Source organism: Bacillus sp. FSL K6-3459 (genome assembly GCF_038003305.1).
GTDB classification, from domain to species: domain Bacteria; phylum Bacillota; class Bacilli; order Bacillales; family Bacillaceae; genus Bacillus; species Bacillus pumilus_O.
This window is the reverse complement of sequence record NZ_JBBOOW010000001.1, coordinates 1304962-1318164: the sequence shown is the minus strand read 5'-3', so window position 1 is coordinate 1318164 and position 13203 is coordinate 1304962. Positions and strand designations below refer to the sequence as shown.

The 13203-nt window shown below is 39.5% G+C and carries 15 protein-coding genes and 1 riboswitch; of the genes, 5 read left to right on the top strand and 10 right to left on the bottom strand.

Annotated elements, in window-relative coordinates; translation table 11 throughout:
* Positions 1-187: 187 nt before the first annotated feature.
* From stoA to MHI35_RS06505, 4 genes are all read right to left on the bottom strand, one after another.
* On the bottom strand, positions 188-676 hold the full coding sequence (stoA, locus tag MHI35_RS06520; protein ID WP_335349795.1) for an endospore biogenesis thiol-disulfide oxidoreductase StoA: 489 nt from the start codon (positions 674-676) through the stop codon (positions 188-190).
* A 54-nt stretch (positions 677-730) separates the two neighbouring features.
* Positions 731-2047 carry a polysaccharide biosynthesis protein gene (locus MHI35_RS06515; protein WP_335349794.1) on the bottom strand — a complete coding sequence of 439 codons (1317 nt, stop codon included), beginning with the start codon at positions 2045-2047 and terminating at the stop codon, positions 731-733.
* A 310-nt stretch (positions 2048-2357) separates the two neighbouring features.
* Positions 2358-3011, bottom strand: coding sequence for a cell wall hydrolase (locus MHI35_RS06510; protein ID WP_335349239.1), 654 nt, complete (start codon positions 3009-3011; stop codon positions 2358-2360).
* Positions 3012-3317: 306 nt separating this feature from the next.
* Positions 3318-3512 carry a hypothetical protein gene (locus tag MHI35_RS06505; protein ID WP_144522850.1) on the bottom strand — a complete coding sequence of 65 codons (195 nt, stop codon included), beginning with the start codon at positions 3510-3512 and terminating at the stop codon, positions 3318-3320.
* A gap of 167 nt (positions 3513-3679) precedes the next feature.
* On the opposite strand from MHI35_RS06505, the gene MHI35_RS06500 reads away from it, so the two are divergent.
* Together MHI35_RS06500 and MHI35_RS06495 are read left to right on the top strand one after the other, a co-directional pair.
* Positions 3680-3868 carry a YkvS family protein gene (locus MHI35_RS06500; RefSeq protein ID WP_003211747.1) on the top strand — a complete coding sequence of 63 codons (189 nt, stop codon included), beginning with the start codon at positions 3680-3682 and terminating at the stop codon, positions 3866-3868.
* A gap of 149 nt (positions 3869-4017) precedes the next feature.
* The gene (locus MHI35_RS06495) at positions 4018-4542 is read left to right on the top strand and encodes a GNAT family N-acetyltransferase (protein WP_335349238.1); all 525 of its coding nucleotides are present in this window, start codon (positions 4018-4020) and stop codon (positions 4540-4542) included.
* A gap of 81 nt (positions 4543-4623) precedes the next feature.
* On the opposite strand, the gene MHI35_RS06490 is transcribed toward MHI35_RS06495, so the two are convergent.
* The 6 genes from MHI35_RS06490 to MHI35_RS06465 all read right to left on the bottom strand — a co-directional run bounded on the left by MHI35_RS06490 (position 4624) and on the right by MHI35_RS06465 (position 8901).
* A complete protein-coding gene (locus MHI35_RS06490; protein ID WP_211063047.1) occupies positions 4624-4842 on the bottom strand; it encodes a hypothetical protein in 219 nt (72 codons plus the stop codon).
* 406 nt (positions 4843-5248) lie between these two features.
* Complete coding sequence (gene queF, locus MHI35_RS06485; RefSeq protein WP_003211403.1) at positions 5249-5746, bottom strand: preQ(1) synthase; 498 nt, start codon at positions 5744-5746, stop codon at positions 5249-5251.
* A gap of 15 nt (positions 5747-5761) precedes the next feature.
* The gene (gene queE, locus MHI35_RS06480; RefSeq protein WP_211063048.1) at positions 5762-6493 is read right to left on the bottom strand and encodes a 7-carboxy-7-deazaguanine synthase QueE; all 732 of its coding nucleotides are present in this window, start codon (positions 6491-6493) and stop codon (positions 5762-5764) included.
* Complete coding sequence (gene queD, locus MHI35_RS06475; protein ID WP_335349237.1) at positions 6486-6926, bottom strand: 6-carboxytetrahydropterin synthase QueD; 441 nt, start codon at positions 6924-6926, stop codon at positions 6486-6488. Before queD ends, queE begins: the two co-directional genes overlap by 8 nt.
* Positions 6927-7583: a 7-cyano-7-deazaguanine synthase QueC gene (queC, locus tag MHI35_RS06470; protein ID WP_012009745.1), complete on the bottom strand. Its 657-nt coding sequence runs from the start codon at positions 7581-7583 to the stop codon at positions 6927-6929. It lies immediately after the preceding gene.
* Between the two features lie 159 nt (positions 7584-7742).
* Positions 7743-7787, bottom strand: a riboswitch (PreQ1 riboswitch).
* A 70-nt stretch (positions 7788-7857) separates the two neighbouring features.
* On the bottom strand, positions 7858-8901 hold the full coding sequence (locus tag MHI35_RS06465; RefSeq protein ID WP_211063050.1) for a YkvI family membrane protein: 1044 nt from the start codon (positions 8899-8901) through the stop codon (positions 7858-7860).
* A gap of 245 nt (positions 8902-9146) precedes the next feature.
* On the opposite strand from MHI35_RS06465, the gene MHI35_RS06460 reads away from it, so the two are divergent.
* The 3 genes from MHI35_RS06460 to motB all read left to right on the top strand — a co-directional run bounded on the left by MHI35_RS06460 (position 9147) and on the right by motB (position 13175).
* Positions 9147-11249: an ATP-dependent Clp protease ATP-binding subunit gene (locus MHI35_RS06460; protein WP_335349236.1), complete on the top strand. Its 2103-nt coding sequence runs from the start codon at positions 9147-9149 to the stop codon at positions 11247-11249.
* A gap of 374 nt (positions 11250-11623) precedes the next feature.
* Entirely contained in the window at positions 11624-12418 is a 795-nt protein-coding gene (motA, locus tag MHI35_RS06455; protein WP_003212085.1) for a flagellar motor stator protein MotA, read from the top strand.
* Positions 12411-13175, top strand: coding sequence for a flagellar motor protein MotB (motB, locus tag MHI35_RS06450; protein WP_335349235.1), 765 nt, complete (start codon positions 12411-12413; stop codon positions 13173-13175). The genes motA and motB overlap by 8 nt, the downstream gene beginning before the upstream one ends.
* Positions 13176-13203 lie beyond the last annotated feature (28 nt).

Below are 13203 nucleotides of genomic sequence, written 5' to 3'. Positions count from 1 at the left end.
GTCTGTTATTCATTATAACAGGTTCTGATCAATTTTCAATTAATAATTATTATAATTTCTTCTTGATAATAATTATCATTATTGGTGTGGATCATTCCATCTCTTCTGAGCACAGTTTATTCAGATGAAAAGCAATTGAACACAAAAAAGAACCAAAGGAAACCTTGGTTCTTCATAATGTTTCGTTCTAATAATTCATCCACTCGTTGATTTGTTTTTTCGTCAGTGGACCTACATGATTTTTCACTATTTCTCCTTTTTCATTTATTAAAAAGGTAGTCGGTATGGTGATGATTTGGTATTTCTTCATCATGTCCCCTCGCTCATCTAGTATGACCGGGAATGTAAATTTTCTATCTTTCACAAATTGGGCAACCGCATGTTTGCTTTGTTCAGCACCTAGTAAATTCACCGTTAAGATATCAATATCACTCTGATTTTCCTTCACGATCTGATCAAATATAGGCAGCTCCATTTTGCAGGACGGGCACCATGTTGTCCAAAAATGCAAAATGGTCTTTTTTCCTTTTGGCGGAATCATCTGCGTTTCACCAGTTAATGCAGGAGCCTCTATCCTTGGCGCCATAACGGGCTCTTTCGCTTCAGCCTCGCTACCTATAAGCAATAGAAGCAGGGTCATCATTAGAAGACTGGCGGGTAGATATTTACGATTCATCAGGATCTTCCTTCCCAGTTTTCTTATAGCTTGCCCGCTCGACGAAGAGAACATTCAAGCTTTTTTCATTCTAAGAAATATGGAAACACCGAGCTCCTTACAAATCGTCGCATAATGCAGTACAGTCAAGAGGAGCATGCCCGTATTCATCCCTAATATCACCCCCATCATATTTAAGCTTTCAATTGATCCGAGGAAATACACCATTGAAAACGAGACGACATGCACCCATATATTATGTAGGAACACATCTTTAATGAGCCCCATTCCGATTAAGCACGCTTGAAAAGGCATCACAAACAGGTGGCATAAAAAGTATGGCCAAAGCAGCTGTAAGTAAACAGCAGCTTGCGGTGAATCAAAAAAGAGCTGTGTGAGCGGATAAGCGAAATAATACATTACCATCACTGCCGGTACCCCGTACCCAAATGTAATGAGAATCGCCTGCCTAACGCGTTTTTTCACAAGATCATACTGACCTAAAGCATAGGCTTCAGATACATTCGGAATCATCACAATCATGATGGAATGAGCGATAAACGCTGGGAAAAAACCGATCGACATCGCGACACCAGCCAGCATGCCGTAATGATCAACAGCAAGTGTGCCAGAGATGCCTGCAGCAATAAGTGCGCCTTTGATTAAAAATGGTTCTATGGCATTTGCGATCGCATGAAAAATCCGCATGCCCGTTGTTGGAATAGAGACGGCTAATAATCGCTTTCTCACGTCAATCCCTCTTAATTCAACAGACCTGACATGAACAGCATTTTTCGCCATGACGTATTGGGAATATAAATAAATAAAGACGACGAGATCACTTGCGACAATGACACCAATGGCAATAAGTACCGCTGTTTCAATATCAAACGAATACCAATGAAAGAACAAAAACAAGCAGATAAGCTGGATCGTTTTCTTCAGCATATTCGCCAGAGCGATCCTTCCCATTTGCTGCTTTCCTATAAAATAGCCGCGTGCGATCGAGGTAAACGCAATAATTGGAATAAGAGACAGCACAAGCCCTTTCATGAGCGGATGATACGACTGAAACACAGGAATGAACGGCAGGACAATTGCAGCGATCCCCGTTGTTGTACATGTCACCACAAGCGTCATTTTAAACGCATGACGGAGCATACTTTTATGGAGCCGCTCATGCGATTCTGCAATGAATTTAGAAATAGAGACTGGCAGCTCTAAGCTGGCAATCACAAGGACAAGCATAATGATTGGAAGGATACTCATATATAGACCCATTCCATGTTCTCCAAGCTCTCTCGCTAAAATCATATTGACTAAAAACTCTATACACTCCGCAATGAAAGCTGCAACAGATAGCAGAATAACCCCTTTTACAAATCGATTCATGTAGCCTCCCCTTCATCTAAAGCAAATTCTTTTCACATTCTATGAGACAAGTCCTGAAAATATTTTGATAAATGAAGACAAAAAAAAGAGCGATCTGATTGATCGCTTCAGGTTGTTGACAAAGGGCTAAAATGATCTTTATATTAGCCCTTTGTCTTCTTTTCAGCGTGATAGAAAACCTTTGAAGTCTAGGAAGGACGAGCATCGGAGCGGAGCGAATTTGACATTCGTGAGCACCGAAGCGCAGACCTGACAACGAATGCGAGGGTTTGTCTACACGCTGGAGCGATCTAATTGATCGCTTCATTCTTTATACGGCAAATACGTGACGACCGATACGTTCTACAATTTGGCGAGAACGAATCCAGTTATCTGTTGCCGTTTTAGGATTATAAAAATAAATGGCCTTTGTTGTTCTGTCATGTTCTTTCACTACTTGCTTCACAGCTTTCACAGAATCTTGATCTGCTTTATCATGAATACTTCCATTCGATACTGGCTGGAAAGCATTTCGCTGATAAATAACACCTTTGACACTGTCAGGAAAAGAGCGATGCTCCACCCTGTTTAAAACGACGCTTGCCACAGCTTTTTTACCTGCGTAAGATTCACCTTTCGCTTCAGCATGTACCAATCGTGAGAGCAGCTCCATTTCCTCATTGGAATAGCGTTTGGCACTTTTCTCGTTCGTCGTTTCAGATTTCACTCTTTTCTTTTGCTTCGGTTTTGAAGACTTTTCTTCTGTAGACGTACTTAGCATTTTGACTTTCGGCTGACGTTTCTCTTCTGAAAATGCTGGGATGACTTGATCGTGATCATCTTGATCTATATATGAAAGCTTATGCTTAACAGGTGCTTGTGAAAGTTCGTGACTTAATGTGCCTTGCTGCTCTTGTATGTTGTCCATCTTCATGGCTGCGATCAGCATAAGGATGACAAAAAGAGCGGTATGAATTTTCATCATTCGCCTCATTCCTCCTTTAATTAAAATAGGCGGTAAGATACTTGTCCACTCTAACAAGAGCTTCTTCTATTTTCACGCACAAAGATTTTCATGCCTGTCCAAATTCCGTCATTAAATGGCATGTCCTAGTTGAATTCGCATCAACTGGAATTGTTAGCGCTTAAAAAAGACCTTTCCCCACCTATAATCATCCTTATGCTCCTGATTATGGGTTATTACATTTTCTTTTCAGATGTATCAAGCTCGTTTGAAGTGTGACAAAAGAACTAAAATAAAAAAGCTTTCTCTCATGAGTGAGAAAAAGCTTTAGCTTCTTGCTTCTGTAAGATATTCAAAAATAACATCTCCACCATGTTTTGCCATCCCGCGAAAATACTTAAAATCATCTTGATTCACCAAGATCGAACGAAACGTTAAGAAATCATCTTTCTTGATGGTTACTTGTTTTTCTGTCCCATTTCGTAACGATTCAAGTATTGTGAGGATTTGTTCTTCCGTCAAAAACACCGCTCCTTTACAGCCATTATCAAATATTAAATATACCATCCGTTAGGTAAGCATACAACGAAAACGAAACAAAAACGTCTTTATCCTTTACATTGGTATGAAAATATTGCAAAATACTTTTTAATAGGGAATGAAATCTGTTTTTAAAGGAGAGGGATCGGTTGAAGATTGCAAAAATTGGAAATGTGATCGAATTTAGAAATGGTTTAACAGGTGTAGTTGAAAAAGTGAACGAAAACTCTGTCATTGTAGATGTCACCATTATGGACAACTATAGAGATTTAGAACTGGATTCACTAACAGTCGTTAATCATAAAAACTATAAAATCATCAAAGACTCCGTACATTAATTTGCAATCCTCAATTCAGACTATCGATACATACGTAAATACGAAGCAAGCTGTTCATTTATTTTTGAAATGGTAAATAGTTTTTCAGACAACCTTCTATTTTTATAAAAGATGAAATGCAGTATTAGCTCTAGATAGGAGAAACTAAAATGCAACATTCAAATGATATCATTGTGCGTTTTGGGAATATGGAAGACGCTGAAACTACTTTAGACATACAGTCATCAGTGATTGCTGAATCAGATTATTTACTTACAACGCCTGAAGAAAACAAAAAAACCCTTTTAGAACACAAGACTTGGATCCAAAAAAGAATAAAGAACGATAACGAAACGTACATAGTTGCTCAAAAAGACGGAAAAGTCATTGGGTTTATAGCATTTGAAAATGGATCAAATAGAAAAAGAACTGCCCACGCAGGTTCATTCGGTTTGATGGTTCATAAGAACTTTAGAGGTTTAGGCGTAGGGGAAATGTTGCTAACAGCGTTATTAGATTGGGCAGAAAAGACCCCTTCGATCGAAAAGGTTAGTTTAGCCGTATTCTCTACAAATCAAAAGGCTATTTCTTTGTACAAAAAGATGGGATTCAGAGAAGAAGGACGTAAAATAAAAGAATTTAAAATAAGTGAACATGAATACTGGGATGATGTTTTAATGTATAAACTTGTTTAATAGCATAAAAATAGATGCAGAAAAAAGGACATAGCATATAATTTGTTATGTCCTTTTGTTATTATTTCACCTGTATGAGTGTCAATTTTTTTGCGTATGAAAAGTTTGCATTTCCGCTTTCGTTTTGTACATATCAACTTCCTCTGGAGTGATAACGCCTTTATCGATCAAAAGTGCAATCACTCCAAGCAATGTGGAGGCACTCCATTTATATCGTTCTTTGTTTTGATGTTCGAGGATTTGTAGTTCTTCTTTTAACTCCATCAGCAGCTTCTCTGTCTTTTCTTCTTTGTTTGCCAACTCAAACGCCTCCGTTTTGGTTCATTGCTTCTATTTTATCGCAAAGCAACACAATTTACCTTTACAAACATACGTTCTGTCATGTATAATAATTTTACGAGCTGGTAGCCCCCAGCCGTCCTAGCAAGTTCTATTCCCATTTGTATGAGGAGAGCGACATGACTCTTCTCTTTTTTTATCACTTCAGTCTGATTCATCCCTTTTAACTCCATAAAAAAAGACATGTGTTTAGGCATGTCTTTTTCTACTTTTCAGCGTGATAGAAAACCTTTGCAGTCCTAGGAAGGACGAGTACTGGCGCGGAGCGAATTTGACATTCGTGAGCACCAGCACGAAGGACTGACAACGAATGCGAGGGTTTGTCTACACGCTGAAAGACATGTCATTAGGCATGTCTTTTTCTTTATTAGCGATTATCAATTGTTTCAGGATACATATCATGATTCATCATACGATATGACGCCATTTCTTCATATTTGGTACCAGGTTTTCCGTAGTTCGTGTACGGGTCAATTGAAATACCGCCTCTTGGTGTAAATTTGCCCCATACTTCAATGTATCTTGGATCCATCAATTCAATAAGATCGTTCATAATAATATTCATACAATCCTCATGGAAATCACCATGATTACGGAAGCTGAACAAATACAATTTTAATGATTTACTTTCAACCATGATTTCATTTGGAATATAGCTGATATAAACTGTCGCAAAGTCCGGCTGACCTGTTTGCGGACACAGCGACGTAAATTCTGGGCAGTTAAATTTCACAAAATAGTCTCTATTTGTATGTTTATTCGGAAATGTTTCAAGCACTTGCGGTGCATAATCAAACAAATAATTGGTTCCTTGATTTCCTAGTAAAGTGACACCTTCTAATTCTTCGGGTTTTCTTGTCGTCATGTCGTCTCTTCCTTTCTATACGCCTCGTTTATTTCCCCACAATAATGTGTGCAGCTGCGGCAGCACTCTTACACGATTTAAGTCTGGGTCTTGCGCTACTTGATCAACAAGCGCTTCATATTTCTTTAATAAATGCGTCAATAAGTACGCATCATCACCTGTTGTCGTGTCATCATTTCCTACCTGCAAATAAAAAGGAAGCTCTGGATATTTCGCATGAACATCCTTTGCATAGGCTAAATCATGATCGTCAAAAATGACGACCTTCAGGCTAGCATGCTCTAATCTATTTCCGTTTTTCAGCTCATCTATGATACGTGTGAGTTTCGTAAAATCTGTTCTCATATTTGAACTTGGCGGCTTCGGAGAAATGGTTAAATCATCAATTTTTAAAAACCAGTCCTGATACATCGTCCCTTGTGTTTCAAGCGCTGTATCAATTCCTTCTTCGTGTAGCAAATCAATGAGTGATTCCATTTGTTTTAAAAGCGCAGGATTTCCCCCTGAAATGGTGACATGAGAAAAAGCCTGTCCACCTATTCTTTTTAATTCTTTGACAATGTCCTCTGCGTGAAGCCACTGAATGTCATGCTTTGCTGATCCATCCCAAGTAAAGGCGGAATCACACCAGCTGCAAGAGTAGTCACAGCCCGCCGTTCTAACAAACATGGTTTTTTGTCCAATCACCATCCCTTCTCCTTGAATGGTCGGACCAAAGATTTCTAATACAGGAATCGCCTTAGCCATTCTGTTCAGCTCTTTTCGGCCGGTAAATGCAGTAACTTGTTGGTGTCTCCCTCACAAAGACCTGAACACATACTGGTTTATTTGCTAAAGTCGATAAATATGCTGCGACTTTGTCATGGACTGTCTTTGCTACAACCTCTGTAGTAGGCATCGCATATGGATCGGTTGAGGAGAATTCCTCATGATCATTGAGCAGCGTGTGATCGTACTGTCCATGAATCAGTTTTTTCAGTGTACTAAAATTGACAAGGAAACCCGAATCATCTAGGTCATCTCCAGCAATGGTTATATTGATGGTGTACGTATGACCATGTACACGGCTACAGGCACCTGCATCTTCTCTTGGGATGAAATGGGCAGCTGATATATGCATATCTTTGTTCAATTCAAATGAGTATGGATGATTCGTTTGTGGATAGATTTGAGAAAGCATTTATTTTGCCTCCTTCATTTCCATATACGTGTCATAGCCCTTTTTCCGAAGCTTACACGCAGGACATTCCCCGCAGCCATCAGAAATGATGCCATTATAGCAAGTGAGCGTTTCATTTTTCACAAAATCTAATGCATTCAGCTCGTCTGCCAATTTCCATGTTTCTGCTTTATTGAGCCACATGAGTGGTGTATGGATGACAAATGGTTTTTCCATCGCCAAATTCACAGTGACATTACAAGACTTGACAAACTCGTCACGGCAATCTGGATAACCGCTAAAGTCTGTCTCACATACACCTGTGATTATATGTCTTGCTCCAATTTGATATGCAAGAATAGAAGCGAAGGATAAGAACACTAAGTTTCTTCCTGGTACAAACGTGGAAGGCAGCTCTCCTTCTTTTTCTTCAATATCAATGTCATCTCTTGTTAAAGCATTTGGTGCAAGCTGATTCAAAAGAGACATATCTAATAGATGATTCTTCACACCTAACTTGTCAGCAATTCTTTTGGCGACATCAATTTCTTCTTGATGACGCTGATTATAATGAAAGGTCACGGTTTCTACCTCTTCGAATTGTTGAAGTGCCCATAATAAACATGTCGTACTGTCTTGTCCCCCGCTAAAGACAACGACTGCTTTTTCATTTTTCATTTTCTGTTCTCCTCCTTTTGCAGATCTATACCATCGTACAAAACTGCATCTGAAAGGCTCATGAAAACCCCTATTTTTCTCAAAAGAAAAGACACCTTTACATGTGTATGAGGTGTCCCAGCCATAAAAAATAAAAAATGCCACATCCAAGGATACGGCAAGTCCTTAGTTTTTTATAGAGGGTTTTGCTAGAACCTCTCCCGTTCACACGGATTTTTGTTCAATTTTCACAGTGGATAGTGTACCACATATTTGTCTTGCAGGCTATCCTTCTTTACTTATCAAAAGAGGCAGGCACTTTTTTTAGAAAAAGAAAGAGGATAAAAAAGATGCTCACATAGCCAAAAATAGGATAAACCGTTGATATCAATGTACCGTAACCAATTTTACTAATCACATAGCAGCATAAGAGAATAAGGGATATCGTCAAGACACTGTTCATTCGTATATATGCCCTCACTTGTCTCTCAAGTCCATATAAATTGCCTATGACAGATGTAAAAACTTCGCCGAAAATCACAAATAAATAAATGAGGTGTATGGAATTTGCTACTTGATACACAACCTGAGCCATTGGAATATCAAACGCCTCAAGCATATCTAATGAAGAAAGAGATAAAAAGCATACAAATAAAATAATTGTCAGCATGATGCCACCAATCACAGCTCCCTTTTTAATCACCGCTTCAGAGGTCATTTCATTTGCGACGGGCACTAACACGGCTTGAGAAAGCGCCAAATTAAAAGCACCATATGAGATAGCTGATAAAATCCACTCCCCCTCACCCATTTGCAGCGCAAGAACATAACTTTCACTACTGCTAAAAACGAATGAATCCAGAAACACGATCAATGAAAAGAAAATAAGCATTGGGACGACGAGAACATTCACACCAAATAATCCTTTTGATCCTTTCAAAAGCACAATCACACTCAGAATGATTGTCAAAAAGATCCCATATTCCTTCGATATGCCAAGCTGCTCTTCAAATATAGCACCTGCGCCAGAAATCATCACTGAAGTGACGCCTAGTAAAATAAAAAACATGACAACATTAATATATCGACTGGCAGCTGCGCCAAATAAAAACCGGTTCATATCTTGATAAGACTCTGCTTCAATTCGTTTCGAAATGAGCATCATTTTTGCCCCAAGTCCAGTAAAAATAGCGCCGCTAATCAAGATTCCGAATAATCCAATCCAGCCAAAACGAACAAAAAATTCTACGATTTCTTTTCCGGTCGCAAACCCAGCTCCAACCACTGTTCCTACATATACAAAGGCAAGCTGAAAAGCGGATTCATTTGAACGTTTCATGTGACCCCTCCGCACCCATCACTTTCGATTGTCTTTTTTTATCATATGAGACAAGTTCCTTGAAAAGAAGGACAAACCATGATTAAATGCAAAAAAGGATTTTCACCTACCTTTGAGCAAAACAGTTGAAAGTCAAAATAGGTCAGAGTATACTATAGTCAAAGATGGTCAAACAACAGACCATTTTCTTTAACATTCATTGGTCAAACAAAGTCAAACTTTAAAATATAAGGAGGTCATGGCAAATGCGTTGTCAACATTGTCAAGTAAATGAAGCAACTATTCGCCTGAATATGCAAGTGAATTCATCCCGGAGCCAAATGGTTTTATGTGAAGACTGCTACACCTCTTTGATGGAGCAATCAAAAATGAAAATGGGACCTCAATTGTTCGGAGGAAGCTCATTCTTCTCTGAGCAAGCAGGACATACGCAAAACGTAGAGCAACCAAAACAAAAAGGCTTACTCGATGAACTTGGCCGCAATTTAACAGATGGCGCAAATGCTGGTTTAATTGATCCAGTCATCGGCCGTGATGAAGAAGTTGCAAGAGTCATTGAGATTTTAAATAGAAGAAATAAAAACAATCCTGTCCTCATTGGTGAACCAGGTGTTGGGAAAACAGCGATCGCTGAAGGACTTGCACTGAAAATTGCAAGTGGCGATGTCCCAAATAAATTAAAGAACAAACAAATCTATTTATTAGATGTCTCTTCCCTTGTAGCGAATACAGGAATACGTGGTCAATTTGAGGAAAGAATGAAGCAGTTAATCAAAGAACTGCAAAACCGTAAAAATATTATCTTATTTGTAGATGAAATCCACCTTCTTGTAGGCGCAGGATCTGCCGAAGGGTCAATGGATGCTGGAAACATCTTAAAACCAGCCCTTGCACGAGGCGAGCTCCAGCTAGTAGGTGCAACGACATTAAAAGAATATCGTCAAATTGAAAAAGACGCCGCACTTGAACGACGCTTCCAGCCCGTCATTGTAGATGAGCCAACACAAGTTGAAGCGATCGAGATTTTAAAAGGCATTCAAGATAAGTACGAAATCTATCATGGCATCACTTATTCAGACGAAGCCATTCAAGCATGTGTTCAATTATCTTCCCGATATATTCAAGATCGCCATTTGCCGGATAAAGCCATTGATTTAATGGATGAAGCAGGTTCAAAAGCGAACCTCTCCATCGATGCAGCAAGTGAAGATGAACTAACAAATCGCCTGAGAGAAATTGCTGCTGAAAAACAGGCTGCTTTAAAAGAAGAACAATACGAAAAAGCAGCGAAGCTTCGAGATGAAGAAGAAACCATTGAAGCAAGACTTCAAAACAAAACAAATGACAAAGAACATGTCGTCACAGCAGAAGATATTCAAGCCATTGTCGAACAAAAAACAGGCATCCCTGTCGGCAAACTGCAAGCAGACGAACAAACCAAAATGAAAGAAATTGACGTCCGCTTAAAAGCACGAGTGATCGGCCAGGAACATGCGGTTGAAAAAGTGGCAAAAGCTGTGAAGAGAAGCAGAGCCGGCTTAAAATCAAAACATAGACCAACTGGCTCCTTCCTATTCGTTGGACCAACAGGTGTCGGGAAAACCGAATTGTCAAAAACGCTAGCTGAAGAATTATTTGGTTCGCGAGAGGCGATTATCCGTTTAGATATGAGTGAGTACATGGAGAAACACTCAGTATCTAAGCTCATCGGTTCTCCTCCTGGGTATGTTGGACATGATGAAGCGGGTCAACTAACGGAAAAAGTGCGCAGAAAACCATACAGCATCATTTTGCTGGATGAAATCGAAAAAGCACACCCTGATGTGCAGCACATGTTCCTTCAAATCATGGAAGATGGCCGGTTAACAGACAGCCAAGGCAGAACCGTCAGCTTTAAAGATACGGTCATTATCATGACAAGTAACGCAGGAAGCACAGATAAAACGGTCAAAGTCGGCTTCCAGTCTGATCAGGAAGAAGCAATTGAGGAACAATCACTCATTGATTCACTCAGCACCTATTTCAAGCCAGAATTCTTGAACCGTTTTGACAGCATCATTCAGTTTGACTCATTAGATCGAGATGATTTAGTGAAGATTGTGGATCTTCTGCTCCATGAGCTTTCAGAACAATTAAAAGAGCAAAATTTAACCGTCCATGTGACAAATAAAGCGAAAGAAAAAATTGCAGAACTTGGATATCACCCTGCATTTGGTGCTCGTCCACTACGAAGAACCATTCAAGAGCACGTTGAAGATCAAATGACGGAGATATTGCTTGACGAAGAAAAACTTTCAGGATTTACTGTAGATGTTGAAGATAACGAAATTGTCGTAAAAAAAGGATAAGTACATCTTAAGAAGGATCTACAGCTCCATCATGTTGCGGTGTCTAAGTTCCATCCGCACGCCGACGCTCCCCCGCCTCTTTTCCTTTAAGATAAAAGAAAAAGAGGTGGATCACATGATGAATTGGAACTATGATCTTGTCAAAATCATGTATGAGGAAAAATTAAAAGAGCTGCTTTTAAATGAAACTGCTCAAAGAAATTAAAAAGAAGCTCCCTTTATATCAGAGGGAGTTTCTTTTTTAAGGTAATAGAAAGCGCTTTCGTCAAAATTTCTTCACAGAAACTGCCTTAATTTGATATTCAGACTAAAACCCTTCTAGAAGACACCGATATTAACTATAGAAAAAGATAGTTAAAGGATTTGGTGAGATAATGGACAAAACATCGTTAATTGGTATTATTTTAGCATTTATTGCACTGAGTGTCGGTATGGTTTTGAAAGGTGTAAGTCTAACCGCTCTTATCAACCCAGCGGCTATATTGATCATTGTGGTTGGGACGATTGCAGCTGTTGTCATCGCATTCCCATCTAGTGAAATTAAGAAAACACCAAAATTGTTCGGCAAAATTTTCAAAGACAACAAGCTTCCAACGATTCAAGAAATGATCCCTCTTTTTTCAAACTGGGCACAAATTGCGCGTCGTGAAGGTCTTTTAGCATTAGAAGCTAGCATTGAGGAAGTAGATGACGATTTCCTTAAAAACGGCTTAAGCATGGCGGTTGACGGCCAAAGTGCAGAATTTATTCGTGACGTCTTAACAGAAGAAGTTGACGCCATGTCTGAAAGACATCAGTCAGGCGCATTAATCTTTACACAAGCCGGTACATACGCTCCGACGCTTGGAGTACTTGGCGCCGTTGTCGGACTTATTGCTGCACTTGCTAACATGGGAGATATTGAAGCACTTGGGCATGCAATCAGTGCAGCCTTCGTCGCGACACTGCTTGGGATTTTTACTGGGTATGTGTTATGGCATCCATTTGCCAACAAGCTGAAGCGTAAATCAAAGGAAGAAGTAAAACTTCGTCTGATTATGATCGAGGGGATCCTTTCTGTTCTTGAAGGTCAATCTCCAAAAGTGATTGAACAAAAACTTCTCATGTACTTACCAGCGAAAGAACGTGCAAATCTTGTCATTGAAGAAGGAGAAAAACAAAATGGCTAGGAAACGTAAAAAACATGATCACGATGACCATGTAGATGAATCTTGGCTGATCCCTTATGCCGATCTTCTGACGCTTCTACTCGCTCTCTTCATTGTGCTTTTTGCATCTAGTTCGATTGATGCGGCAAAATATGAACAGATGGCTAAGTCTTTTAATGTCGTCTTTACAGGCGGTACTGGTGTCATGGATCAATCCAGCATGCAAAGTACTGAAGAAACTGAAAATAGCAACCAGACCAAGAAAGCAACGGAAGAAGATGAAGAAGCTAAAGCGAAAGCTCGAGATCATGCTGTTCTCACAAAGGTCAAAAAGCAAGTGGATTCCTTCATTGCCAATAAGAAGCTTGGAGCTAAGCTCGAAACAAAGCTCACGGACGAAGGTTTGCTCATTACGATAGAAGACAGCATCTTCTTTGATTCTGGCCGGGCAGTTATTCGCCCTCAAGATGTCCCGTTAGCAAAGGAAATTTCAAAACTACTCGTCATTAACCCCGCTCGTGACATCGTCATTAGCGGACATACTGATAACGTACCGATCAGAAATTCAGATTTTGAATCCAATTGGTATTTAAGTGCCATACGTGCTGTAAACTTTTTGAGTATTCTTCTTGAGAATAGCAATTTAAACCAAGAGAACTTTAGCACAAAAGGTTTCGGTGAATTCAAGCCAATCGCTTCAAATGATACAGCAGAAGGCAGAAGTAAAAACCGACGCGTAGAAGTACTGATTTTACCGATCGAAAAAAAAGCAAAATAAAAAAGGGAGCCCTCGGCTTCCTTTTTTA

Bases quoted from the DNA above. Each gene is read 5' to 3' on its own strand.
- stoA (WP_335349795.1), bottom strand. From the start codon at position 676: ATGAATCGTAAATATCTACCCGCCAGTCTTCTAATGATGACCCTGCTT.
- MHI35_RS06515 (WP_335349794.1), bottom strand. From the start codon at position 2,047: ATGAATCGATTTGTAAAAGGGGTTATTCTGCTATCTGTTGCAGCTTTC.
- MHI35_RS06510 (WP_335349239.1), bottom strand. From the start codon at position 3,011: ATGATGAAAATTCATACCGCTCTTTTTGTCATCCTTATGCTGATCGCA.
- MHI35_RS06495 (WP_335349238.1), top strand. From the start codon at position 4,018: ATGCAACATTCAAATGATATCATTGTGCGTTTTGGGAATATGGAAGAC.
- queF (WP_003211403.1), bottom strand. From the start codon at position 5,746: ATGACGACAAGAAAACCCGAAGAATTAGAAGGTGTCACTTTACTAGGA.
- queE (WP_211063048.1), bottom strand. From the start codon at position 6,493: ATGGCTAAGGCGATTCCTGTATTAGAAATCTTTGGTCCGACCATTCAA.
- queD (WP_335349237.1), bottom strand. From the start codon at position 6,926: ATGCTTTCTCAAATCTATCCACAAACGAATCATCCATACTCATTTGAA.
- queC (WP_012009745.1), bottom strand. From the start codon at position 7,583: ATGAAAAATGAAAAAGCAGTCGTTGTCTTTAGCGGGGGACAAGACAGT.
- MHI35_RS06465 (WP_211063050.1), bottom strand. From the start codon at position 8,901: ATGAAACGTTCAAATGAATCCGCTTTTCAGCTTGCCTTTGTATATGTA.
- MHI35_RS06460 (WP_335349236.1), top strand. From the start codon at position 9,147: ATGCGTTGTCAACATTGTCAAGTAAATGAAGCAACTATTCGCCTGAAT.
- motA (WP_003212085.1), top strand. From the start codon at position 11,624: ATGGACAAAACATCGTTAATTGGTATTATTTTAGCATTTATTGCACTG.
- motB (WP_335349235.1), top strand. From the start codon at position 12,411: ATGGCTAGGAAACGTAAAAAACATGATCACGATGACCATGTAGATGAA.